This window comes from Fibrobacter sp. UWB16 (genome assembly GCF_900215325.1).
In the GTDB taxonomy this organism is placed as follows: domain Bacteria; phylum Fibrobacterota; class Fibrobacteria; order Fibrobacterales; family Fibrobacteraceae; genus Fibrobacter.
In genome coordinates, this window is sequence record NZ_OCMS01000003.1 from 502,165 (window position 1) to 525,593 (window position 23,429).

Sequence of the window (23,429 nt, forward strand, 5' to 3'; positions counted from 1 at the left end):
CATCGAACGGCGGGCTTTTTGTTTGCTTTTAATACCCATGTCCGGAATCGAACCGGAATACCTTCCTTCGGAGGGAAGGACACTATCCATTGTGATACACGGGCCTGAGCCTTTAAGGCGGGTATAATATAGTAAAAAAGCGTTTGTCACCCCGGCTGGAGCCTGCCCCGGACTGGTTCCGGGGTGCCGGGGTCGCCTTTTCCTAGTCAATTAATTTCACCACAAGTTCGTGCGGTTCGGCGTCAACGACGAGTGCGTTGTGGAATTCACCAACGTCGCCATCGCCCTCGATGACCTTCACGATATCGTCGTTTTCCATCGAGTTTCCTTCTGTGCGGCCGTAGAAGTGGTATTCGCTTTCTTCGGCGACCTGGTCGATGATGATCTTGACGGTCTTTCCGATCATGTTCTCGGCGTATTCAGCAGCGAGTTCTTCCTGATAGTCCGTGACTGCTTCGAGCCTTGCTCGGGCGTCGCTTTCATCCACGGCAGGGAGGTCCATTTCCATCACCGGAGTGCCTTCTTCGGGGCTGAACACAAAGCCGCCCAGGTGGTCGAATTGCACGTCCTGCAACAGCTCCATCAGCTCTTCAAAATCTTCGTGCGTTTCACCGGGGAAACCGACGAGCACCGTGCTGCGGAGCGTCACGCCCGGGATGCGTTCGCGAATCTTGTGTAAAAGGTCGACAAGTTCTTTTTTGCGGTAGTTGCGCTTCATGTTCTTGAGCATCTTGTCGCTTGCATGCTGGATAGGCATGTCCACGTATTTCACAAGGCGTGGTTCGTTTGCCATCAAGTCCAGAAGTTCATCGTCCACGAACATCGGGTACCAATAGAGCATACGAATCCATGGGATGCTCGTGTTGTCAAGCAGTGCTCGCAAAAGTTCAACAAGCGTGCCTCCTTTTTTGCCCTTCTCACGTCCAAAGTAAGTCGTGTCCTGCGCAATCAAAGTAATTTCCTTGATGCCCTGCGCTTCGAGGTCTTTGGCCTCTGCTACGATGTCTTCAATGGAACGGGAATCCTGCTTGCCGCGAATCAGCGGAATGGCGCAGTAGGCGCAACGGCGGTTGCAACCTTCCGCAATTTTCAGATAAGCGTGGTGGCTAAATCCTCCCAAGTTCATGCGGGGGAGGTTCTCGGCGTCACAGCTCTGCGGAGCGACAATGCCCATCTTCTTCAAAAGTTCGCCCGGCTTGTACGTGCCGACCCAGTAGTCCACCTCGGGCAGTTCCTTCATCAGCTCTTCGCCGTAGCGGCCGCTCAGACAGCCCGAAACAATCAGTTTCTGCTTAGCCTTCTTGGCTTTGGCCTGGGCAAGAATCGCGTTGATGGATTCTTCCTTAGCGGCTTCGATAAAACCGCATGTGTTCACGAGGATGTAGTCTGCCTTTCCGGCGGTATCGCAGGTAGCAAAACCTGCATGGAGCATTTCACCGACGAGGTTCTCTGCATCGACCTGGTTTTTTGCGCATCCGAGATGCACGACAAATACTTTGGGCTTTTTTGTAGGCATGGCACAAATATAGATTTTACGGCTATCGGTTGTAAAGGAAAAGACTGAACGAAAAAAGGCTCCGCAAAGTGCGGGGCCTTAACAGTTCGTTGCTTTTGTAAAATTACATGTCTTCGCTTGCGCCAGGCTGGCCAATGCGGTCGTTCTTGCGGTTGTCCACCCAGCCGGCGTAACCTTGCGGAGCGAGAACTTCCTTGCCAAACTGCTGAGCGTTTGCAATGGAAGAGAAATAGCCGACACGTACGCGGTAGAACGTGCCTTCGAGTTCACCCGGATTTTCAACTTCGGCGACGTATGCCTTGATGCCCTGGTCGGAGAGCTTGCTCACGACGTTGTTTGCGGCTTTCTTGGAGGCCTGGATGCTCACCTGGATGACGAACGGGCCGGAGGATTCCTGTTCAACGCTAGAAACCGGTGCAGCAGGTTCTGCAGGAGCGGGCTTTTCTTCACTAAGAGATTGGATCGGAACGAGGGCCGGTTCTTCCTGGGCTGGTTCCGGTGCGGCTTCTTGTACAGGAGCTGCTTCTTCGACGGCTGGCTTTACTTCGGCTTGAGGAGCCGGTTGTTCTTCCTTGCTACCGCAGGCGGAAAGTAAGGCGCACGAGAGGGTTATTGCCCCGATTAACGATACCGATTGCAGCTTCATTTGGTGTACTCCGCGTTATAAAAAATAATGGCTAAGGCTGTTTGGAATATTCTTACAAAAAATATACATAAGTCGTTGATACTTCGCAAGTTACGAAGGTTTATTTTTGTAAAAATTTATGAAATTTTACAAAAAAATACGCGAAAAAAGCAAGTTTTTACCTATATTTAGTGCTCAAATGTTTATTGGTTTTGGGCTTGGCGTTTCCGCTTGCTTCAAAGGTGTCTTTATTCGACAAAATTTTTTTTAGAGCTCCTACACAAGGTCGATTAAGTTACATATATTTTCGCATGTAATAAAAAACGATTTTTGTCGTAACAAAAAGAAAAGGTTTTCCTTATGGGCTTCAATATGCACGGGCTGGCGTTTAAACAGTCCATGATGACCCTGGTCGGTTTCAGCATCGTGTTTGCGACGCTGTTTGGGGTTCTCAGTTTTAAAGTGCAAAGCGAGCTTTCGACGTTGCTCACGGAAAAAGGCGAAGAGATCAGTCTTGCAAATGTCGCCATAATCGAAAAGCTTTTCGAAAAAGGCAAAAAGCTCGGCGATGAATATGCCGAAGTGCTCGGTAAGGAGATGCTTTCGGGGAAGGATCTCGATGACTTCTTGACCCAGGCGGTCTTTGATGCCCGCCAGACGCTTCCGCAAGTGCTTGCCGTGGTTGTCGCTTACGAGCCGGGGATGGCTCCCAAGGCCAAATGGCACCAGGAAGTGATGCGCCTTGCTCAGTATTCGGGTAACGAAATCAAGCTCATGAAGGGCAAGGACTACTTCGAAAAGACTTGGTACAAGAGCACCAAGAACTTGCAGAAGGGCCTTTGGCAGGAACCGTTCGTCGGAGACTTTATCAAGGAACCGATTGCGATTTACACCGCCCCTATTTACCAAAAGGATGCCTATGGGAACACCGTTTTTGCGGGTGTTCTTTGCGTCGATATGTCGATTGCGTTCCTCAAGGAAACCGTGGCGTCGATTCCTGTGTCGAACTCGGGCTATGTTGTCGTGCTGTCCGCGAACAATACCATTATCGCTCACCCCAAGAACGAGATTGTCTTTAAAGAAAGTTTGTCCGACATCTCCGGAGGGATGACCGCGCAGACCGTTACGGATTTCGAAAAGACCGTGCAGAGCATGAGGAAGGGCCTCTTCATGGGAACAACTGCAGATGGCAAGGATGCGGTCATTTACTTCAAGGCGATGGAATCGAACGGCTGGACGTTTATGATTGTGTGGCCCGCGAGTGAATTCATGGAAAGCCAGCGCTCCCTGGAAAAAATGTTTGCGTGGATGTGCTTTGCCGGCTATGTCGTGATGCTGCTTTTGATATTTGTGATTTCGACCAGGGTGTCCCGTCCGCTCAAGGAACTTGCTGTGGCGGCGAACAAAATGGGGCAGGGCGACTTCGATGTGGAAATCCCGCACCTCTCTGGCCGCGACGAGATTGCGCAGTTTGCATGGGCGTTCTTGAACATGCGCACCTCGCTCAAGGAGCACATGGAAAAGCAGAAGGACCTGGACCGCATCGAAAGCGAACTTGACTTTGCGAAGGATATCCAGATCGGGTTCCTGTCGATGGACGAGAAAGAAGAAGGCTCTGAAGATCCGTACCACGAGCTGACTCCATTCCTCTTACCGGCGAAGGAAGTTGGCGGTGATTTTTACGATTTCTTCAAGCTGGACGACGGACGTCTGTGCGTGGTCGTAGGTGATGTTTCGGGTAAGGGTGTGCCTGCCGCACTGTTCATGATGGTTTCTCGAATTGTGTTGCGTACCATGGCACAGAACTTGAAGTCTGTTGTTGAGACCTTTGAAAGGGCAAACTATGAGCTTGCCAAGCGCAATCGCGCAAACATGTTCGTGACGGTCTGGATGGGCATTGTCGATTTGAAAACCGGGCATGTAGAATTTGCGTCAGCCGGACATAACCCGCCGGTCATCCGCCACAAGGACGGCTCTGCCGAATTTGCAAAGAGCAAGGCTGGGGTTGTGATGGCGGCGATGGAAAACTCGCACTACAAGATGCAGACGCTCGAACTAGCTACGGGCGATACGTTGTTCCTCTACACGGATGGCGTGACGGAAGCGACCAATGAGCATAATGAGCTGTTCGGCAACGATAGGTTGCTCGATGCACTTACGCATGGCGGTGGAAAAGGCACCAAGGAAATGTGCCGCTTTGTCAAACGCCAAATTGATGCGTTTACAAGGAAAGCGTCGCAGTTTGACGACATTACCATGCTTGCAATGGAATATAAAGGGGGTAATGACCGGTAAGCTTAAAATGCTTACAAAATGTTACCCTTGACGGATTTAGAATATTTAGGTATATTTGGCTATCCAAAAACTGAATTTTTAACCAAAGGATTATCGTGATCGGCGTTATTGTTAAGTCCAACGAACCTTTCGAACGCGCACTCAAGCGTTTCACCAAGTCTTGCGAAAAGAATGGTATCATTTCCGACGTCAAGAAGCGTCAGCGTTTCGAAAAGCCCTCCGAAGAAAAGAAGCGTATTGAAACGGCTGCTCGTCGCAAGCGTCTCAAAGAGATTGCTGACCAGAACCGCAAGCGTCTCTACTAATTCGATTCCTTAATCGGACTTTGTTAAGCTTTAATGAGTTGTCAGCTTGCGCTGATGACTCATTAGGTGTTTTATAACAAATCTTCATCGCTTGGAGCGAAGCGTTATAATCGCTCGAGGTCAATATGAGTTGTGCATTGCTTACCCAGATTCTCGACGACATCAAGACCGCCATGAAGGCTCACGATGCCGAAACTCTCGGAACTCTTCGTACGCTCCATTCTGACATCAAGAACGAAGCTATGAAGTCTGGTGCCACTCCGGCACAGATTACCGAAAGCATTACCGATGCCATGTGCATCGACGTTCTCGCCAAGAGCGTGAAGCAGAAGCAGGAATCCATCGAAATCCTCAAGAAGGGCGGATTCCTGGACAAGATCCCGGCCGAAGAAGCTGTCATTGCCATTTACCGCAAGTACATGCCGGCCGAGATGACTGAAGACGAAGTCAAGGCCCTCATTGCCGAAATCAAGGCTGCAACGGGCGCCTCTTCTCCGAAGGACATGGGAAAGATCATGAAGGAACTTTCCCCGAAGGTCAAGGGCCGCTTTGATGCGAAGCGCGCATCCGCCCTCGTTCAAGAAGCTCTGAAGTAACGCTACGCTTCCAGCCACGCTTTGTCATGCCCGTCGCCGAGCGGGCTCTTTTTTACGTTGTCATGCCCGCCGCCGAGCGGGCATCTCCTTTTTTGCGGTAAAAAAAATTATATTGTTTGTATGATTAAAAAAATTAGCTCTGTCATCGCTTTATTTCTTGTGTCGTTTGCTGCGGCTTCCGACATTTCCTGGAAAACATTTGATGTCAAGTTTGGCCCTTCATTTGGAAGCTGGAATGACGAGTCGACTTCAATGTTTGGAGGCTCGCTTTCTCTTGTGAAGCCGTTGAACTCCTACGTTGGAGTTGGCGTCATGTTGGAAGTCGCTACCGATGTTTCTGGGTGTGATGATTGTCTCAATTATGATTTCAACGAACTTTCTGAAGGCCTCGTGGTCAATTTGAATGCTCCCATTGGGCGCGGTGTTAGCTTGATTGCTAATTTCATGTTCCTTGTGAATTTTCAGGACGGAACTGCTGATGAAATCCGTTTTAACGACCCCACGCCAATTGAAGCTTACGATGCAGATGGAAATCGCATAGAAGCTTATGAATATGCGCGGGATAGGGATAACGGGGGCTATGTTTCCAAAACGTCTGAAGACTATTACTTTGAATCGTTCATGTTCCGTTCGAACTTAGGCGTTTCTTGGCGTACAAAGAGTGAATTCTTTGGATTGGAATTTTATCCATTGGATTTTGCTATTGTAAGAGGCGGAGATTCGCGCATGACGTTCTCGTTGAATGCCGTTTTCCGCGTATTTTAGGTGATTCATGACTTCTGGTGAAGAACGTAGAATCCAAGAATTGGAGTTGCTCTACAAGATCAGCTCCATCTTGAACCAGAGTCTTGATTTCGAAACCGTGGCGCATCCGGTTTTGCAGACCGTTGAATCGGTGATGGACGTTGAGCATGCAACGCTTACGTTGTACAACCGCCATACCGGCGAAATTTCCATTGAAATTGCAGAAGGTTTGAGCAGCCGCCAGGCGAGCAAGGGCCGCTATAAGGTGGGCGAAGGCATTACCGGTCGCGTTGTTGAAACGGGTAAGCCAATCATCATCCCGTCTGTCGCTAAGGATCCGGACTTCTTGGACCGTACGGGCCGCGGCAAGACCGAAGACAAGGCGTTCCTTTGCGTCCCGATTATCATGGAACAGGAAGTCGTTGGCGCCTTGAGTGCTGACGAACACAATCCCGACGAGGCAAACCTCAACGACCAGATTCATTTGCTCGAAATTATCGCGCAGATGCTTGCGACTGCTGTGAAACTCCGCCGTCAGGCCCGAGAAGAAAACGAAATCCTCAAGGCCGAAAACGAACGTATGGCGATGGAGCTTAAGGCTAGGTTCCAACCGGATAACATCATCGGCAAAACGCCCGAGATGCAGCAGGTCTATACGCAAATCGACCAGGTTGCAAAAAGCCCGCTCCCAGCGCTTATCGTGGGGGAGGTGGGGACTGGTAAAGGTCTTGTTGCAGAAGCCATTCATTTCCGTTCAGACCGCAATTTAGGACCGTTTGTGCGAGTGCATTGCGCGGCCCTCCCGGAGTCCGTTTTGGACCGGGAACTTTTCGGTAGCGAAAAGGGCGCCTTGGTTGGCGTCGTTAACGAGGCGCCGGGCCGCGTCGAGCAGGCCGAAGGCGGCACGCTATTCCTCGATGAAGTTGCTGAACTCACGCCGAATTTGCAGATAAAATTGCTTCGCCTTTTGCAACAGGGCGAAATGGAACGTGTTGGTGCTCGATTCCCGAAAAAGGTGAACGTGCGCGTGATTTGCGCGACCACTAAGAATTTGCAGCAGATGGTCTCGGATGGGACTTTCCGCGAAGACTTGTACTACCAGCTTCACATCGTTCCGATTTACGTACCGCCTCTTCGCAAGCGCCGCACCGACATTGTGCTCTTGGCAGATTATTTTGTGGATCATTACTGCCGCTTGGTGGGTAAGAATGTGCGCCGTCTTGCTCGCGGTACAATCGAAATGCTCATGAGCTACCCGTGGCCAGGCAATGTGCGCGAACTTGAAAACGCGATTGAACGTGCGGTGCTCTTGACCGAAGAAGACGTCATCTACCCGCATCACTTCCCGCCGACGATTCAGACGGACGAAACGAGCGGAACGCCTGTGAGCGGAAACCTCAAGCTTATGGTCGAGGCGTACGAACGCGATATCATTTGCGATGCGCTCAAGAGTAGCAAGGGCAAGATGGCCGCTGCCGCCCGCAGTCTTTCAACCACCCCGCGCATCCTGACTTACAAAATCAAACAGCTCGGCATCGACCTCACTGCTTTTAGTAAGTAGCAGTTATGTTGTCATGCCCGCCTGAATGTCATGCCCGACTTGATCGGGCTCCTCCCTCTCGTCTAAAAACCTATATTGCTACACATGGAACTGACTCAGCTTAAATACTTCTTGGAGGTGGCGCGCACGGAGCATGTCACGCAAAGTGCAAAGAACCTCTGCATCGTTCAGCCGGCGCTTACGCAAGCTATCCACAAGCTCGAAGATGAACTAGGCGTTTTGCTGTTCAAAAACTCTGGGCGAAACATCAAGCTCACTGATAGCGGAAAGTTCTTTTACGAAAAGCTCCAGCCGCTTTACGAGAATATGATGGCGCTTCCGGCTCTTCTCAAGGAGACGGCGAACAAGCAGAACAACAATGTCAAGCTGAACGTCCTTGCCGCATCCACGCTTATCACGAGTGCTGTGATTGAGTACAGACGAAGTAATTCAGATATCGACGTGGACATTGTGCAGAATGAAGAAACGAGCGTTTTCGATATCTGCGTTCGCACTTACGCGAATTACAGACCGGAACTCGACAATACCGAAAGTGACGAAACGTTTGTCCATTCCGAAAAGATTTTCTTGGCGGTTCCGAATACGGCGCAGTACAAAAAGCTCAATTCTATATCGCTCTTTGATTTGAAAGACGAAAAATTTATCCGTCTTTACGGTTCCAAACAGTACCGCCAGATTTGTAACGAACTCTGCGATAGTATCGGATTCCATACAAATGTGACGTTCGAAAGTGATAACGCCGCTGTTGTCAAGGAAGCTGTTGCTGCGGGCATTGGCGTGGGTTTCTGGCCGGAACTCTCGTGGGGCAAAATGGACCACAAGCGCGTTCGGCTTCTTGAAATCACCGATACGGATTTTAAGCGCGATATCGTGGTATCGCTGCGTCGCAATAAACAGGATAATTCCAAGACCGAAGAATTCTACAACTTCTTGACCAAGTATATCCTTCGCCGTCAACAGAACAAACGGAAATAATCACGCTTGCGTGACAGGACTGTAAAAAAGAAAAGCCTCCATGTTAGACATGGAGGCTTTTCAATGGTTTAAATCAACAATTAGTTGAAGGTGAGGGAGGCTACGAGTGCGAACGAATTAGAAGAAGCTTCGTTCTTTTCGCCGCGGTAGTTGCCGTCAGCAGAATGGTGCGTGTAGGAGAATGCAATACCAAGTCCGAGTTCGTCATTCATCCACCATTCCTTACCGACGGAAATGTTGAAACCGAAACCGGCATCAAGGTTGTCAAAGTTGTAATCGTTGTTGTTGAGGGTAATGCTGATGTCGGTCACACCGAAGGAGGCGCTGACATAGACGTTTTCCTGGATGGGGAGGTAGTAGGTGAGGCCTGCACCGAGCATGAGCATGTTGAAACCGTCGTGTGCGAGTTTTTCATCGACGTAGCCGCTCTTGAGCTTGAGATCGGAATAAAGAACGTCGCCAGAGAATGTGGCGTGCAAGATGAGGTTCTGTGCGACGGTTCCACCCAACTTAAAGGATGCTTCAAAGGCGCCGCCGTCGCAAGTCATCTTGCCGAGACCGCCTTCAATCTTGTCTTCAAAGCTGGAATAGCCGGCACCCATCGTGGCGTTCAAGAAGAAACCGTCATGGGTTTTCGGAGCAGAAGCTGCAAATGCGCAGATGGCGGCAAGTGCAATGGACAAAAGAATTTTTTTCATATAATGTTTTCCTGATAAGTTTAAAATTTTGCGCAAAAAGTAATAAATAAAAAATCAATTCAAAGTTTATATTTGTAAATATATATTTACATGTATTTTAATGATACAAAAGGGTTCAAATTCTTTCATATTCCGCAAATGTCCTTTTGATTTTTTACCATCGTAATGCATAACTCGTTTAATGGCAATGGACTAATGGTCAACAACTAATTACTATCTTTGTCGCGAAATTAAAAAATCAACCATTGAGATTATTATGCAATTCCGTCCTGTTAAAGAACAGCTTGAAATTTTGATGCGCGGTGTTACTGACATTGTGCCGCAAGACGAACTCGAAAAGAAACTCCAGAAGTCCTACGAAACGGGTAAGCCCCTCCGTATCAAGATGGGTGTGGACCCGACGGCTCCGGACGTTCACTTCGGTCATACGGTCGTGATGCGCAAGCTCCGCCAGTTCCAGGACTTGGGTCATACGGTCGTCCTCATCGTGGGTGACTACACTGCTCAGATTGGTGACCCGAGCGGTCGCAACAAGGCTCGTCCGCGCCTTACGCACGAACAGGTGCTCGAAAACGCGAAGGAATACCAGGAACAGTTCTTTAAGGTGGTCCGCCGCGATCAGGTCGAAATCCACTACAACGGAGAATGGTTCTCCAAGCTCCCGTTCAGCAAGGTCACAGAACTCATGGGCCAGTTCACTGTCGCCCAGATGCTCGAACGCGAAGACTTCCACAACCGCTATACGGCAAACACGCCGATCAGCCTCCACGAATTCATGTACCCGATGATGCAGGGCTACGATTCTGTCGCTATCCAGAGTGACGTGGAACTCGGCGGCACCGACCAGAAGTTCAACGTGCTTCGTGGTCGCGACCTCCAGATTTTTGAAGGCATGGAACCGCAGATCGGTCTCTTTATGCCGATTTTGCTCGGTACTGACGGCAAGGTCAAGATGTCCAAGTCCATCGGCAACTACGTTGGCCTTAACGAACCGGCTGACGTGATGTACCACAAGATTTACAGCCTCTCCGACAACATTGTCGAAAACTGGTACGAACTTTTGACCAACATTCCGCTCGACGAAGTCAAGCAGATGATGGCAGACATTGCTGCTGGCAAGATGAATCCGAACGATGCAAAGCACCGCCTCGCAATCGACATCGTGACGCAGTACTACGGTGCCGAAGCTGCCGAAGCCGCTGCCGCCAAGGAACGCGAAATCCACAGTGGTAACGCTATCCCGAGCGATGCTCTCGAATGCTCTGTTGATGCTGGCACGTATGGCGCCCTCGATCTCCTTGTGAACATCAAGGCTTTTGCTTCCAAGGGTGAAGCTCGCCGTATGGTGCAGAACGGCGGTGTGAAGATTGGCGGCGAAAAGCTCGCTGATCCGCAGGCCCAAATCGAAATCAAGGGCGGCGACCAGCTCGTTGTTCAGGTGGGCAAGCGCAAGTTCTTCAAGGTGAACTTCTAAGGTAAGCGATGTCAAGGGAAATCTTAGTTCTCGGTTTGAATCCTGCTTGGCAGAGGGTGTTCTTTCTGGACAAGTTTACTCCAGGCGAAGTCCACCGCATCTCCAAGGTCAAGGAATACGCGTCGGGCAAGGGTATCAACTGCTGCCGTGTGTTGCAGCTCTTGGGCGGTACACCTCGCTTGATGCATTTCCTCGGTGCCGGGAACGGAGAAAAAATCTTTGACGAACTCTCTGCTTGCGGCATCCAGCAGGTGCCTATCTGGATTCGCGAAAATACGCGCATCTGCACGACGATTGCCTGCAATGGTGACACGACTGAACTTGTGGAACCGTCTCCGATGCTTGCGGATTCCGAAAACGAAGATTTTGCACAAACGCTCAACGATTACTGGGATTCAACGCAGTACATCGCTTTGTGCGGAACGTTCCCGCAAGGCTTTAACGCGAAGATGTTCAATGAGCTGGACTTTAGCGACAAGCACATCTTTGTCGATGCTATTGACGGTATTGATGAACTCCTTGCCAAGGGCGTGGACCTTCTGAAAATCAACATGCTGGAATACTGCAAGCTTTTGGAACGCATGGGCATTCCGCAAGTCAAGTCTAGCCCGCAGTTCTGGAAGATGACGGCAACAGCAGTGCTTGAACGTCTCCCGATCAAGAATCTCATCGTGACCGAAGAAGATGCTCCAGTGCGTGCCTTCCGTCTCATGGAAAAGAAGTTCCAGGGCATCCAGTTGCAACCGCCGACCATCAATGTGAAAAACGATATCGGCGCCGGAGATTCGTTCTTTGCGGGCTGGCTCTATGCTTTTGAACAAAATCTTAGCTTTGAAAGCTGCTTGGCGAAGGCGACTGCAGTGGCTAGTGCCCGTTGCGAAGTCGAACGCCCGTGGAATTTGAGCCTGGATCGCGTTGCCGAGCTCGAAAGCGATCTCTCGACAAAGGTCGAACGCCTCGAATAAGGATTTTGCTATGGAGAACGACTTTGTTCCTTTGTTTGCCTTTGCGTCAAACTTGGAATTCTTTGGCGTCTTTCCTGAATGCAAGTCCTTTGTCCAAAGTAATATTCGTTTAGGCGAAATCGTCGAGTTGCCCGAAGGGCGCGGCTTTGCCGTTGTCCTTGGCGTTGGAATGCTTGAATTTGCAACAAATTTATCCGTTTTACTCTCTCGTTTTGCTGCTGAGGGGCCTTTTTCGCATGTAGTGCTTGCGGGCATCTGTGGTGCCTATCCTGGTCGTGGATTGAACGTAGGTGACGTTGTCCGCGTCGATTCCGAAATTGTTGGGGATTTGGGCGTTGTAGAATGCGATGGCTCGTTTACGACGTGGCACAAGGTTTGCGCTGCTTCTGCGAATGGCGCTTCGTCTACAGAGTCCGCACAAGTCTACGAATCTTCTCCGTTACGGGGCGCTCCTGCATGGCTTTCCAATTTGAAGCCTGTTGCCGGTCTCAGCGTGAATTGCTGCACGGGAACCGCCTCCATGGCGAAAGAGCGTAGCGAAAACTTCAATGTCGATGTAGAATCGATGGAAGGGGCCGCCTGCTTCTCGATTTGCCATGCCTTTTGCATTCCCTGCTACGAAATCCGTGGTGTCAGTAACTTTGCGTCCACTCGTGACAAATCCACCTGGCGCATCTCCGATGCTCTCGCAGCTCTTCGTGCTGCTTTTACGTCATTTTAAGCCTCTCTTTGACGTCATTCTGAGGGCGTAGCCCGAAGAAACGAGAGCAAGGCGAATGAAACAGGTTGTTTGCAAGCCTATTTCTGTGCCAAAGCCTCGGACGCAAAGCGTCAATCCAGTTAAATTTACTTCCAGCATCAAATTTCTTACTCCTTACAGCATATGCAACTAAAACTCGGTATTTCCACTTGCCCAAATGACACGTTCATCTACGAAGCCTTGCTCCAGGGGCTCGAAAATTCCCCATTTGAATGGAAAGTGACGTTTGCCGACGTGCAGACGCTTAACGAAATGGTCCTTCGGGGCGAACTCGACGTCGCAAAGATTAGTGCCCAGGTCTATCCCCATATTGCTGAAACCTACCGCTGCCTCGGTTGTGGGGGAGCTATCGGGTACGGCTGTGGCCCGCTTTTACTCTCTTCGGAGTCGGGTACGTTCAATCCGGAGCTCTCGACGACCCTTCCGGGCGCCAATACGACCGCAGTGCTCCTTTTCAAGTTTTGGTACGCCCATCAGTTCAAAAACGCTCCAAAGCTCGAATACGCCCTCTTTAACGAGGTTTATCAGGGACTCCTGAACAAGAATATCCCTCAGGGCGTTACTATCCACGAGCATCGCTTTACGTGGAAGCGTGACGGTCTACACCTTTTGCAGGACTTAGGCGCCTATTGGGAGCAAGAAACGGGTTCTCCAATTCCGCTTGGAATTGCGGTTGCGAAAAAGGAACTGGGGTATGCGACTATCGAATCTGTCGAAAATGAAATCCGGCGCAGTCTCCAAATTGCCCGTCAAAGGCATAATCCAGTGACCCCTTTTATCGTCGAAAAAGCACAGATCGATGACGATGAAGTCATCAAGTCCCACATCGCAATGTTCGTAAATGACTTCTCCGAAAATGTCGGCGAGGCGGGTTGGAGGGCTCTTGAAAATCTGTGGCGGTTATCACACTGTTGATAAGCTGTTGAATAAGCTTTATTCTATGTAATAGTTTATAAACGTAAACGTAATTTTGCAAAACGGCGAATTTTTAGCAAAAACTTTATTTATTTTCCAAAAAGCATCTTTTTTTGGAGTTTGCTTATGAGTTTAGTAAACGATCTCGAACTAGAAATTGAAAATTTCAAACGCGAATACGAGAAATTCGAACGCGGCAACAAGTCAGCTGGCACGCGCGCTCGCAAGGTCTTGCAGAACATCAAGAAGACCTGCCAAGAGATCCGCGTTTCAATTCAAGGTGCAAAGAAGGAGGAGGAGAAGGACGATCTTCCGAGCGAGGATTGACAGATAAGTTATCCCCAAATGGCTATACCTGTGTAATTTTTACACGAAAAATGGCGTTTTTGACGAAAAGTATTTGACTAAAGTCATTTTTGAAGGTATATTCCCACATGGGTTTTGTGTTTGCCAAACTGGCAAACGTATGTTTAACGAATTTAAGTGTTCTATGATTGGAGAAACGTAGCAGTATGACCCTAAAGAAACTGGTCTTAATTACGGCCGGGGCGATGCTTCTTTCTGGAACCGCCATGGCGAAGAATATCAACGTTCCTGGCGATTTCGCAAAGATTGCAGATGCTCTCGGAAATGCGGATGCCGGGGATACAATCCTTGTCAAACGCGGTGTTTATAACGAAAACATCACCTTGATCATGGGTGTTGTTCTCAAGGGCGAGGACCCCTTGTCTACCATTATCGATGGTGGCCGTCGCGGTCCGACCGTCATGGGTACTTCGGGCGCAGAAATGTCGCACTTCACTGTGAGGAACGGTCTCGAAGGTATCCTTTGCGAAAACGCAGCCCCCTACATTCATCATTGCTATGTGATCGATAACCATGCAACTGGTATCGGTGCCTTTATTTCTCTGCCGTGGCTCCGCAACAACGTGGTGTACGGCAACCGCTGGTCCGGCATTCTCGCCTGGGGTGCAAAGTCTCTCGATGCCTACATCGAACAGAACGTTGTGCTTCGCAATGGCTACTCCGGCCTTACGCTGAAGGGACCGACTAACCTGGTCGCTCGTAACAACATCTTCATGGAAAACCACTACTACGGTGTGTTTGCTGACCCGGCTGCCGGTCAGACGAAGGTGGAATACAACAACATTTACAAGAACTACTACCCGTTCAACCAGTTCATCAAGGTGAACCGCACGAACGTGTCCTTGGACCCGAAGTTCATCAGCCCGTCTCTCGGCAACCCGAACTTCTTCTGCCAGTCCACCTCTCCGATGATCAAGCGCGGAAAGGGCAAGCTGGATATTGGTCTTACTGCAACTGACGTCGTTAAGGAAGAAGAAGCTGTCGAAGAAACACGTAATCCGGATACCGATGGCGATGGCCTTTGCGATCCGTGGGTTTCCGAAGAAGGTCTCTCCGAAAAGTACGCTGGCGTTTGCACCGGTTTCGATAACTGCCCGGAAGAAGCCGAAGACTTCGATGGCTTCCAGGACGACGATGGCTGCCCGGATGCCGACAACGACCGCGATGGTCTCTGCGACCCGTGGGTTGAAGCTAAGGGTATGCTTTCCCAGTACGCTCACATCTGTAAGGGTGTGGACCTCTGCCCGGAACAGGCTGAATCTCTCAACAACTACAAGGACGACGATGGTTGCCCGGATGAAGTTCCGCAGCCGCCGAAGAAGGTCTTCGTTCTTGAAGGTGTGAACTTCGAATCTGGTAAGTCCACGATTACTCAGGACTCCTACATCTCCTTGATGAAGGTCGTCGATATCATGGAAACCTTCCCGGAAGCTACTTTCGAAATTATTGGTCATACTGATAACATCGGTAACAAGGACAAGAACATGACCCTCTCCGCAGACCGTGCAAACGCTGTGAAGAACTTCCTTGTCGAAAAGGGTATTACCGAAAGCCGTATGACGACTAAGGGCATGGGCGATACTAAGCCTGTTGCTTCCAACAAGACACCTGAAGGACGTGCGCAGAACCGCCGTATCGAGTTCATCCGCACGGATATTAAGTAAAGGAGTAGGTGATGTTGCGTACTAGTTTCATCAAGACGTCCGCTCTCGGACTTGCCGTAGCCAGCACTTCTTTGTTTGCAGAGGCAACCTACACGCCGAATAAGTATCAGCAGAATGACTGGTTTGCAGAATTTGGTGGTAACACCGCCATGTACGTGAACCCGGCTGGTATTTCTGAAACCGATCAGCTCGAATTCAGCGCTGCATTCTTTAGCACCATTAGTGGCGAAGCTAGCCAGGAATATGTCAGCTTGACATACCCGATTGACTACAAGCACACTTTGGGCTTCTCCCTTTTCGAAAATGGTGCTTCCATTGAAGGTGGTGAATCCTATGGCGAAATTGCCGCTCAGTTCGGTTACGCTTACAGACTTTTCCACTTGCTCTCTCTTGGTGTCAACCTCGATGTGCTTTACATCAACCAGTTTGATGAACTCAAGCAGCTCACGGTTGGTGCTGACGTAGGTTTGAGCTGGAACCCGCTTGCTTCTTCGAAGTACGGTTACTTGCTCATCGGCGTTGCCGTCCAGAACCTTCTTGCTCCGGCTGTCAGCGAAGCTGATGGTGACGGTAGCTTCAAGTTCGTTCTCATGGGCGCAGCTGATGCTTATAAGATCCCGACGAACCTGAACGTTTCGTTCTTCTATCGCGGATTCAACCGTCTCCTCGAAATGAAGGCTGAATTCTCCCTCATTGATATCATTCATGATTCCGATGAAGGTGGTAAGGGTGCTAACCTCGAAATGAGCTTCACCTTGACTTACTACCTTTCTTCTCACCTTGGTGTTCGTGCTCGCTTCACTAAGGAAGGCTACCCGGTCATTGGCGCTACGGTTAATGTCAAGGATGTGAGCATCTTCCGTTACCTCGCTCTCGACCTCGAAATGTCTCACGACGATCTCTGGGCCAAGAAGAACCGTGGCTTTGTGTGGGCTGTCAAGCTTACTTCTCGCTTCGGTGATACCCGTGAAGAAAAAATCGGTGAAGAACGTTATCGCCGCTTGAAGATCGAACCTGAAAACGACTACCGCGCTGCAATGCGTCTGTACTTGAACCGTCAGTTCCTCGAAGCTGCTTATGCCTTCGGTAAGGTTCAGACCAAGTACCCGGCATTCCACTTGGTGGACCAGGCTGCTTTCTACAAGGCAAAGTCTTTCGAAAACCTCCGTATGCACAAGGCTGCTAAGTCCGTCTACGAAGACGCTATCAAGCGCTATCCGCAGAGTGACCAGCGTGCTAAGTACCACTTCCAGTTGATGAACATCGACTATAAGGAAGGCAAGTACACGGAAGCTATGACCAAGTATCAGAACATTGCTCAGAAGTTTGGTGAAAGCGACGTGAAGGCTGACGCTGACTACGTTGCTGGCCAGATCAAGTTCGAACAGGGCCTCTATCAGGAATGCGTCGACTTGCTCGCCTCCATCCTCCCGGGTAACGCAAACTACTTCTACGCTCGCTATACCATGGGTATTGCTAACAGCCGTATGGGTAAGTTCGATGAAGCTGAAAACTGCTTCCGTGACATTACGGAACAGCCGGTTTCCAACCAGTCTGAACGCGACCTTCAGGACGCTGCAAGAGTTAAGCTCGGCCACCTCTTCTTCTCTGGTGAAAAGCCGGACATCGCAGCTGCTGCTCAGATGTATGGCCAGGTCCAGAAGGAATCTCCGGTGTTCGATGAAGCTATGCTCGGTATTGCATGGTCCTTCCTCAAGGTCAACAAGCCGGATGAAGCTATCAAGCCGGCCAAGTGGATCATTTCTAACCTTCCGGAATCCTTCCTCGTGTCTGAAGCTTACCTCGTGATTGGTTACTGCCACTTCATGAAGAAGAACTATCAGGACGCTCTTGAAGCTTTGACTCAGGCTGAAAAGCGCACGGAACAGCCGATTGTGTCTGTTGCCGCTCGCGACAGCGCTCGTCAGGCTTACGATGCAATGCAGAGCCAGTTCGACTCCGTTCAGGTTATTGCTTTGGATCTTGCTCGCCAGCTTCCGACTCCGCGTGTGGAAAGCAAGCGCGAAGCTTTGCGTCCGACGTTCAACAAGGCTAACCAAGCTATTGAAGATTACGCTTCCTTCATGCAGAGATCCATCCAGAGTGACCGCTTCGAATCCAACCGTAAGCGTATCTTGGATGACGCTGGCTTTACAAAGGCTACCCTCTTGTCTAAGATGGGTGGTGCTGGCGGTGGCTCATCGAAGAATTCTGGCGCATCTGAAATGCCCTCGTTGGAGGATGACCTCTAATAGTTATAGTTGCGGGCCCGCTTAAAACCGGGTCCGTCCTTTTTATTTTTTAGAAATAATCATAGGTGGATAGAGAACGATGAAAAATCTATTGCTCGTTTCAGCAATTGTTTGCTCCATGGCCGGAACATCTTTTGCTGCATCGGACCCGTGTAAAGATAAGACTACCGAAGCAAAGAATCTTTACGCAAAGTGCAAATCCATTGGAAAGGGCAACTCTGGTTATGAACAGTGCGCCAGTTCCTATAGAGTTATTAAGAACCAGGCTGAACAGGCTTGCCGTTCTGGTGGCCTCGACGAACAGGGCATGCGCGATGCTATCGCCCAGTGGGAACGTCAGGTAGAACGCTGCAAGGGCAAGGTGAGCAACCGTTGCGCAAGCTCCTTGCAACAGCTCGGTCACTATCAGTTCCAGCTCGAAGAAAAGCAGTTCCTCGACAAGAACGCCCAGTATGAAGAAGATGTCGCATGGTGCGCTGACCGTGATAACAAGCCGGCAAAGTGCGCCAACATTGGCCAGTTCCCGAAGCCGGATCACCAGAAGTCTTTGGGCTATTTCCTCGAATACATCGACAAGTATCCGAAGGAAGCCAAGGCTCCGACCGTGATTTACCAGGCTGCAGCAGTGCAGGAAGCTAGTGGCGAAGACGACAAGGCATACAAGCTCCGTATGCAGCTCGTCCGCGACTTCCCGGACAACGGTCTTGTGCCGAAGGCATGGCTCCGTATTGCAGAATACCACTTCATGAACCGTAAGTTCAAGGACGCTATCGGAGCCTATAAGAAGGTGACGGGCTTCGAAAACCTCACGGGTAAGGAAGCTGCACTTGCCATGTACCACTTGGCAGAATCTTACTATAACACTGCCGAATACGAAATTGCTGCTAAGCAGTACTTCGACTACATCGTCGGCGCTGACAAGGGTAAATACCCGAACGACTTGCGCGCAGAAGCTATGGACTTCATGGCTGCTTCCTTCTCTGACTTGGAAGGTGGTGGTGTCCAGGAAGCTGAAGCTTTCTTGAGGGACAAGAAGGTTCCGTTCAAGGACTCTGTCTACTACCGTATCGGTATGAAGAACAAGGACCATGACCGTAACGAAGAAGCTGTCCAGTCCTTCAAGCGCTTGATGAACATCAACCCGGACTATATCGACGCTCCGCTCGCCGATATCGCTATGATCGAAATCTTGATTGTCCAGCAGAAGTTCGAAGATGCTCAGGCTCACCGCTATGAAGTTGTGAAGCGCTATGACCGTAACTCTTCTTGGTACAAGAAGAACCAGAAGTATCCGGAATCTGTGAAGAACGCTGAAAAGGCTATCCGTGGCGCTATGCTCGACATTCCGCAGTACCACCACGCTCAGGCTGCTAAGCTCACCAAGGAAGGTGATATCGAAGGCGGCAAGAGACAGTATGCCAAGGCTATCGAAGCTTATGAAGCATTCCTCAAGCGTTATGCCAAGGAACCGACTTGGGACGAATACAAGGTTCACATCAACCTAGCTCTCGTCTACCAGGAAATGAATCAGCATGCTAACGCTGCTAAGATGTTCAACTGGATCGTCGAAACCGATACGTCTCGCTATGGCCGTCGCGAAATGGGCTCTGGCAACCTCCTCACGAAGGATGAAGCTGGTTATAACGCCGTTCTCATGATGGACCAGGCTCGCGAAAATGCTCGCAAGACCAAGGCTAACGATGATGCCGTCCAGGCTTACAACTTGCCGGAAACCAAGGCTTACTTCGACCAGGTCGATAAGTACATGGCCAAGTTCGGTAAGAACAAGGAAGCTGCAGAACTTGCATACAACGCTGCTATCGTTCACTACGATGCAAAGCAGTTCAGTGTTGCCGTGAACGTCCTCCGCAAGCTCAAGAAGGACTTCCCGAAACACCAGTACATTTTGCTCATCAGCCGTATGCTTGCCCAGTCCTTGCTGGAATCCAACCAGCTCGACGAATCCCTCACGGAATTCGAATGGCTCCTCAAGCAGTACAAGGCCAAGGAAACTCGCAACGACTCCATGGCTGCTGAAATCGAAAAGGCTATCGCTTACGTTCTCTTCCAGAAGGCTGAATCCTCCGTCAAGGCTGGCAAGAACGAAGCTGGTGCTAAGGCTTACTTGGACCTCGTGAAGCGCTACCCGAACATCGACATTGCTGACAAGGCAATCTTCGAAGCCGCTGCCGCTTACGAAGCAACCAACCAGTACAAGAAGGCTGCAGAAACCTTCATGCTCCTCCCGAAGAGCTATGCTAAGTCTCCGCTCACGGTTAAGGGTATCTTGCGTGCTGCAAGCAACTACAAGAAGGACAAGCAGCCGGTTCAGGCCGCCAAGACGTTCTTGTTCATTACTGACAACTTCCCGCAGGACTCCATGGCCTTCTCGGCAATCGGCTTTGCCGCTCAGACCTATGACTCCATCCCGGATAAGAAGCAGGCTGCTATTACCTTCGAACTTGCTTACAAGCGTTATCCGCAGAACGAAGAAACTCCGTCCTTCCTCTATAGCGCATGCTTGAGCTACGACGAAGCTAAGATGACCAACGAAGCTATCCGCTGCTCCAAGGACCTCGTCCGCGACTATCCGAAGAGCTCTTACGCTGTTGACGCTGCCTTCTCTATCCCGATGGCATACGCTAACGCTAAGAAGTGGGACCTCGCCATCCAGGAATATCGCAACTTCATCAAGATGTACCAGGAAGACAAGGAAAAGCTCATCGCTGCTTACATCGGTATCGCACGTGCCTACCGCAACGTGAAGGATATGGAAAACTCTGTTGACGCTTACAAGAAGACTCTTGAAGCTTACGACAAGTACGGTTTGCAGATCAAGAACGCAGACGCTGCTATCCCGGCTGAAGCTGCATTCTACATGGGTGAATACGAATACAACAAGATGACTCCGGTTGTCTTGAAGGGCAAGGAAAAGGAAAAGGCCAAGATCATCAAGAGCTTGGTTGAAATCCTCCAGAAGGCTATGGGTCACTACTCCAAGTCTGCTGCTTACGCATCTGAAAAGTGGACCTTCCGTGCCACCAACAAGATGGGTATGCTCTTCGTGACGATGGCTGCTAAGATTCGTGAACAGCAGCTCAACGGTAAGAAGGAAGAAGAAAAGTTTGCAGAACGCATTGGCATTGTGCAGCAGCTCCCGTCTTACTACGAACAGGCTCGTCCGATTTTCCAGAAGAACATCGACCTTGCTCGTGACCAGGGCTTCTACAACAAGGACGTGATCGCTGCAGAAATGGGCTACATCGAAATGTACTACCAGGGCTGCGCTGTGTTCGTCGAAGTTGCTGACGCATTCGCTAACTCCCCGCTTCCGGATAGTGCTTTGATCGTGCGTGAATACATCGGCCAGGGCATGGTGAAGGATGACGCTATCATGGCTGCCCACGAAGACTTGGAAGCCTACCGCGAAGAATTGAACAGCCGTTCTGATGCCGCTAAGCAGCTCGCTATCCCGCAGTGCGCAACCGGTATCAAGGCTTCTGCTCACTACGGTATCGAAAACGAATGGACGACCAAGCTCTTCGAAACCTTGAGAAAGCTCGACGAAGCTAACGAAGATCTCAATACCAAGATCGAAAAGTTCGACCCGTCCACGCTGTTCGCTGACCCGACCTACTTCAAGTTGAAGGCTCGTATCGAACAGATTGAACAGTCTGACGCTATGACCTTGGAAGAAAAGGTGGCTACATTCCGCAACATCGTCAAGGAAACTAAGGACGATCGTGCAAAGCTTGAAGAAGAACTCGCCAAGCTCAAGGAATGGACTGCTAACCCGAGCTTGATCCCGGCATCCGAAAGAGGTGTTGAAGCTGTTTCTGAATCTTCTAGCGACGAAGAAGCTGTCGAAACGACCTCCAAGAAGGGCAAGAAGGGCAAAAAAGCTAAGTCTGAAGCCAAGAAGTCCAAGAAAAAGGCCAAAAAAGGCAAGAAGAAATAGCGGTAAAAACTATTTTACGGGGAATCCTAGTTCATGGGATTCCCCTATTTTATTGGGCTTGAGGGCGATTGCCTAGCGGTAAAGAAAGTTTTACTACTAAAATCTCCCACAACGCTCCAAAAAAAAATAAATATGAACGAAGATTATCAAAAACAACAAAAACAATAACTCAATTAAAGGAGTCTCTAATGTCTAAATTGCTTCAATCCTTCAGCCCTGAATCTGATGGTTACCAGTTCATGTGGATCATCTTGGTCGTGTTCATCATCGGCCTTGGCTTCTCCCTGGAACGTGTTACCTACATTATGATTAAGAGCTCCAAGGGCCGCGGTAAGTTCATGGCCGATTTCGGTAAGCTCGTCATGCAGAACCAGCTCGAACAGGCTCTCCAGTTCGCTAAGAGCTCCAAGCTCCCGATTGCTAAGGTTATGGACGCTATCGTCGCTGCTAAGCTCAACTGCAAGGATGCTGACAAGGCTCGTGACTTGATGACTGCTGCTTCTGACGCTGTGTTCCTCACTGAAGCTCCGCGCCTCACTCGCTACATCTCCATCATCTCCGTTATGGCTTCCATCTCCACGTTGCTCGGACTTATGGGTACGATTTACGGTCTGATCTACACATTCGACGCTGTTGCTAACAAGCCGGCTTCTGAACGTGCTAAGGCTCTTGCTGATGGTATTGCTATCGCTATGGGTACTACGCTCCTCGGACTTCTCTCTGCAGTTCCGCTCCTCGTCATCGTTGGTCTTCTCAACATGAACTCCGAACGCCTCATCCAGGAAATGGAAGAAAAGGGCCTCAAGATTATCAACTCCCTCGCTTAATCAATCAGAGAGTTTAATTTTAACTGGAGTTTAAATAAACATGGCAAAAAATATCAAGAAACCAGGAAAGGTCGAAGAACCGGATTTGCTTCCGGCGATGGGCTTGTTCACCATCTTGATTCCTATGCTTTTGACCATGACTGCTTTCTCCAAACTCGCCATTGTCGAAGTCAACCTGCCTGAACGCAGCCAGATGATCATGGACAATGACGTGCCGCCTCCACCTGATGAGCAGGCATTGAACTTGTCCCTCGCTATCGCTAACAACTACCTTGTTATCGGTGCACGCGGTGGTTTCCAGCCGAACGTCTATTTCAAGGAAATGTGGACGTTCCGTTGCAAGTCTGATGCTCAGCTCGTTACGTATCCGATGGAAGACGTGAAGACGGCTGTTGAAAGTGGACATGGACCGAAGTGCAAAGATGGTTCCGAAATGGACAAAGAGAAGTATCTCTACGAAATCGAAACCATCGAACTCTGGGCTATTCAGAAAGAATCTGAAGAAGACCCGGGTAAGGTCATCTGGGCCGCATATAAGAACGACGGTAGCTCTGAAGAAGCTCATGCCGACAGTGCTTATGTAGACGGCGCCAACAACTTCTTGTCCCTTCCGGGTGAAGGCGCAATGGGTTTGCAGAAGCCGGCCGCTCTCAAGGCTCCGACTCCGGGCATGGCTGTTGCAACGCTTCAGCCGAACTCTGCCCGTACTCTCAAGCCGGGTGACAAGACAATGGTTTATCCGCTCTCCGCATACGATCTCATTGCTAAGGACTTGATCGCAATCCATACTCAGTTCATCGACTTGGACGACGTTGATAACATCATCATCGTTGCAAACGACGACACTCAGTTCGATAAGATCATCCAGCTCATGGACCGTGCTAAGGAAGCTGGTTTCAGCAAGATCAACCTTGCAAAGTTGGGAGGTTAATC

General features: G+C 50.0%; 19 protein-coding genes and 1 tRNA gene. 16 read left to right on the top strand and 4 right to left on the bottom strand.

Features of this window, described 5'->3' with window-relative positions:
- Positions 1–32: 32 nt before the first annotated feature.
- From CRN95_RS11865 to CRN95_RS11875, 3 genes are all read right to left on the bottom strand, one after another.
- Positions 33–104 (bottom strand) — tRNA-Arg (locus CRN95_RS11865).
- Positions 105–202: 98 nt separating this feature from the next.
- Positions 203–1,516, bottom strand: coding sequence for a 30S ribosomal protein S12 methylthiotransferase RimO (gene rimO, locus CRN95_RS11870; protein WP_097021021.1), 1,314 nt, complete (start codon positions 1,514–1,516; stop codon positions 203–205).
- Positions 1,517–1,619: 103 nt separating this feature from the next.
- Positions 1,620–2,162 carry an SPOR domain-containing protein gene (locus CRN95_RS11875; protein WP_097021022.1) on the bottom strand — a complete coding sequence of 181 codons (543 nt, stop codon included), beginning with the start codon at positions 2,160–2,162 and terminating at the stop codon, positions 1,620–1,622.
- A 339-nt stretch (positions 2,163–2,501) separates the two neighbouring features.
- Between CRN95_RS11875 and CRN95_RS11880 the strand changes: the two genes are divergently transcribed.
- From CRN95_RS11880 to CRN95_RS11905, 6 genes are all read left to right on the top strand, one after another.
- The gene (locus CRN95_RS11880) at positions 2,502–4,436 is read left to right on the top strand and encodes a SpoIIE family protein phosphatase (RefSeq protein WP_097021023.1); all 1,935 of its coding nucleotides are present in this window, start codon (positions 2,502–2,504) and stop codon (positions 4,434–4,436) included.
- A gap of 95 nt (positions 4,437–4,531) precedes the next feature.
- Positions 4,532–4,741 carry a 30S ribosomal protein S21 gene (rpsU, locus tag CRN95_RS11885; protein WP_014546541.1) on the top strand — a complete coding sequence of 70 codons (210 nt, stop codon included), beginning with the start codon at positions 4,532–4,534 and terminating at the stop codon, positions 4,739–4,741.
- A 125-nt stretch (positions 4,742–4,866) separates the two neighbouring features.
- Entirely contained in the window at positions 4,867–5,337 is a 471-nt protein-coding gene (locus tag CRN95_RS11890) for a GatB/YqeY domain-containing protein (protein WP_073424949.1), read from the top strand.
- Between the two features lie 120 nt (positions 5,338–5,457).
- Positions 5,458–6,102 (top strand): hypothetical protein, encoded by a 645-nt coding sequence (locus tag CRN95_RS11895; RefSeq protein ID WP_097021024.1) that lies wholly within the window; start codon positions 5,458–5,460, stop codon positions 6,100–6,102.
- Positions 6,103–6,109: 7 nt separating this feature from the next.
- Positions 6,110–7,642, top strand: a complete 1,533-nt coding sequence (locus tag CRN95_RS11900; RefSeq protein ID WP_097021025.1) for a sigma 54-interacting transcriptional regulator — start codon at positions 6,110–6,112, stop codon at positions 7,640–7,642.
- A gap of 84 nt (positions 7,643–7,726) precedes the next feature.
- Positions 7,727–8,617, top strand: a complete 891-nt coding sequence (locus CRN95_RS11905; protein WP_097021026.1) for a LysR family transcriptional regulator — start codon at positions 7,727–7,729, stop codon at positions 8,615–8,617.
- Between the two features lie 80 nt (positions 8,618–8,697).
- Here the strand turns inward: CRN95_RS11905 and CRN95_RS11910 are convergent, their stop codons facing one another.
- On the bottom strand, positions 8,698–9,315 hold the full coding sequence (locus tag CRN95_RS11910; protein ID WP_235003020.1) for an outer membrane beta-barrel protein: 618 nt from the start codon (positions 9,313–9,315) through the stop codon (positions 8,698–8,700).
- Between the two features lie 256 nt (positions 9,316–9,571).
- On the opposite strand from CRN95_RS11910, the gene tyrS reads away from it, so the two are divergent.
- The 10 genes from tyrS (at position 9,572) to CRN95_RS11960 (ending at position 23,427) form a co-directional block, all read left to right on the top strand.
- Positions 9,572–10,789, top strand: a complete 1,218-nt coding sequence (gene tyrS / locus CRN95_RS11915; protein WP_097021028.1) for a tyrosine--tRNA ligase — start codon at positions 9,572–9,574, stop codon at positions 10,787–10,789.
- A gap of 35 nt (positions 10,790–10,824) precedes the next feature.
- Positions 10,825–11,754, top strand: a complete 930-nt coding sequence (locus CRN95_RS11920) for a 1-phosphofructokinase family hexose kinase (RefSeq protein ID WP_235003021.1) — start codon at positions 10,825–10,827, stop codon at positions 11,752–11,754.
- Positions 11,755–11,764: 10 nt separating this feature from the next.
- Positions 11,765–12,475, top strand: a complete 711-nt coding sequence (gene mqnB, locus CRN95_RS11925) for a futalosine hydrolase (RefSeq protein ID WP_097021029.1) — start codon at positions 11,765–11,767, stop codon at positions 12,473–12,475.
- Between the two features lie 162 nt (positions 12,476–12,637).
- Positions 12,638–13,429 (top strand): 1,4-dihydroxy-6-naphthoate synthase, encoded by a 792-nt coding sequence (locus tag CRN95_RS11930; protein WP_097021030.1) that lies wholly within the window; start codon positions 12,638–12,640, stop codon positions 13,427–13,429.
- A 126-nt stretch (positions 13,430–13,555) separates the two neighbouring features.
- Positions 13,556–13,756, top strand: coding sequence for a hypothetical protein (locus CRN95_RS11935; protein ID WP_014546551.1), 201 nt, complete (start codon positions 13,556–13,558; stop codon positions 13,754–13,756).
- Positions 13,757–13,941: 185 nt separating this feature from the next.
- Complete coding sequence (locus CRN95_RS11940) at positions 13,942–15,459, top strand: OmpA family protein (RefSeq protein ID WP_235003022.1); 1,518 nt, start codon at positions 13,942–13,944, stop codon at positions 15,457–15,459.
- 11 nt (positions 15,460–15,470) lie between these two features.
- Positions 15,471–17,711 carry a tetratricopeptide repeat protein gene (locus CRN95_RS11945; RefSeq protein ID WP_088631322.1) on the top strand — a complete coding sequence of 747 codons (2,241 nt, stop codon included), beginning with the start codon at positions 15,471–15,473 and terminating at the stop codon, positions 17,709–17,711.
- Positions 17,712–17,790: 79 nt separating this feature from the next.
- Positions 17,791–21,669, top strand: coding sequence for a tetratricopeptide repeat protein (locus tag CRN95_RS11950; RefSeq protein ID WP_097021031.1), 3,879 nt, complete (start codon positions 17,791–17,793; stop codon positions 21,667–21,669).
- 188 nt (positions 21,670–21,857) lie between these two features.
- Positions 21,858–22,496 (top strand): MotA/TolQ/ExbB proton channel family protein, encoded by a 639-nt coding sequence (locus CRN95_RS11955; protein ID WP_073424959.1) that lies wholly within the window; start codon positions 21,858–21,860, stop codon positions 22,494–22,496.
- Between the two features lie 40 nt (positions 22,497–22,536).
- Positions 22,537–23,427, top strand: a complete 891-nt coding sequence (locus CRN95_RS11960; RefSeq protein WP_088631320.1) for a biopolymer transporter ExbD — start codon at positions 22,537–22,539, stop codon at positions 23,425–23,427.
- The last annotated feature ends 2 nt before the right edge of the window (positions 23,428–23,429 follow it).

Coding starts and splice junctions, on each gene's coding strand:
- rimO (WP_097021021.1), bottom strand. CDS start 1,516: ATGCCTACAAAAAAGCCCAAAGTATTTGTCGTGCATCTCGGATGCGCA.
- CRN95_RS11875 (WP_097021022.1), bottom strand. CDS start 2,162: ATGAAGCTGCAATCGGTATCGTTAATCGGGGCAATAACCCTCTCGTGC.
- CRN95_RS11880 (WP_097021023.1), top strand. CDS start 2,502: ATGGGCTTCAATATGCACGGGCTGGCGTTTAAACAGTCCATGATGACC.
- CRN95_RS11890 (WP_073424949.1), top strand. CDS start 4,867: ATGAGTTGTGCATTGCTTACCCAGATTCTCGACGACATCAAGACCGCC.
- CRN95_RS11895 (WP_097021024.1), top strand. CDS start 5,458: ATGATTAAAAAAATTAGCTCTGTCATCGCTTTATTTCTTGTGTCGTTT.
- CRN95_RS11900 (WP_097021025.1), top strand. CDS start 6,110: ATGACTTCTGGTGAAGAACGTAGAATCCAAGAATTGGAGTTGCTCTAC.
- CRN95_RS11905 (WP_097021026.1), top strand. CDS start 7,727: ATGGAACTGACTCAGCTTAAATACTTCTTGGAGGTGGCGCGCACGGAG.
- CRN95_RS11910 (WP_235003020.1), bottom strand. CDS start 9,315: ATGAAAAAAATTCTTTTGTCCATTGCACTTGCCGCCATCTGCGCATTT.
- tyrS (WP_097021028.1), top strand. CDS start 9,572: ATGCAATTCCGTCCTGTTAAAGAACAGCTTGAAATTTTGATGCGCGGT.
- mqnB (WP_097021029.1), top strand. CDS start 11,765: ATGGAGAACGACTTTGTTCCTTTGTTTGCCTTTGCGTCAAACTTGGAA.
- CRN95_RS11930 (WP_097021030.1), top strand. CDS start 12,638: ATGCAACTAAAACTCGGTATTTCCACTTGCCCAAATGACACGTTCATC.
- CRN95_RS11935 (WP_014546551.1), top strand. CDS start 13,556: ATGAGTTTAGTAAACGATCTCGAACTAGAAATTGAAAATTTCAAACGC.
- CRN95_RS11940 (WP_235003022.1), top strand. CDS start 13,942: ATGACCCTAAAGAAACTGGTCTTAATTACGGCCGGGGCGATGCTTCTT.
- CRN95_RS11945 (WP_088631322.1), top strand. CDS start 15,471: ATGTTGCGTACTAGTTTCATCAAGACGTCCGCTCTCGGACTTGCCGTA.
- CRN95_RS11950 (WP_097021031.1), top strand. CDS start 17,791: ATGAAAAATCTATTGCTCGTTTCAGCAATTGTTTGCTCCATGGCCGGA.
- CRN95_RS11955 (WP_073424959.1), top strand. CDS start 21,858: ATGTCTAAATTGCTTCAATCCTTCAGCCCTGAATCTGATGGTTACCAG.
- CRN95_RS11960 (WP_088631320.1), top strand. CDS start 22,537: ATGGCAAAAAATATCAAGAAACCAGGAAAGGTCGAAGAACCGGATTTG.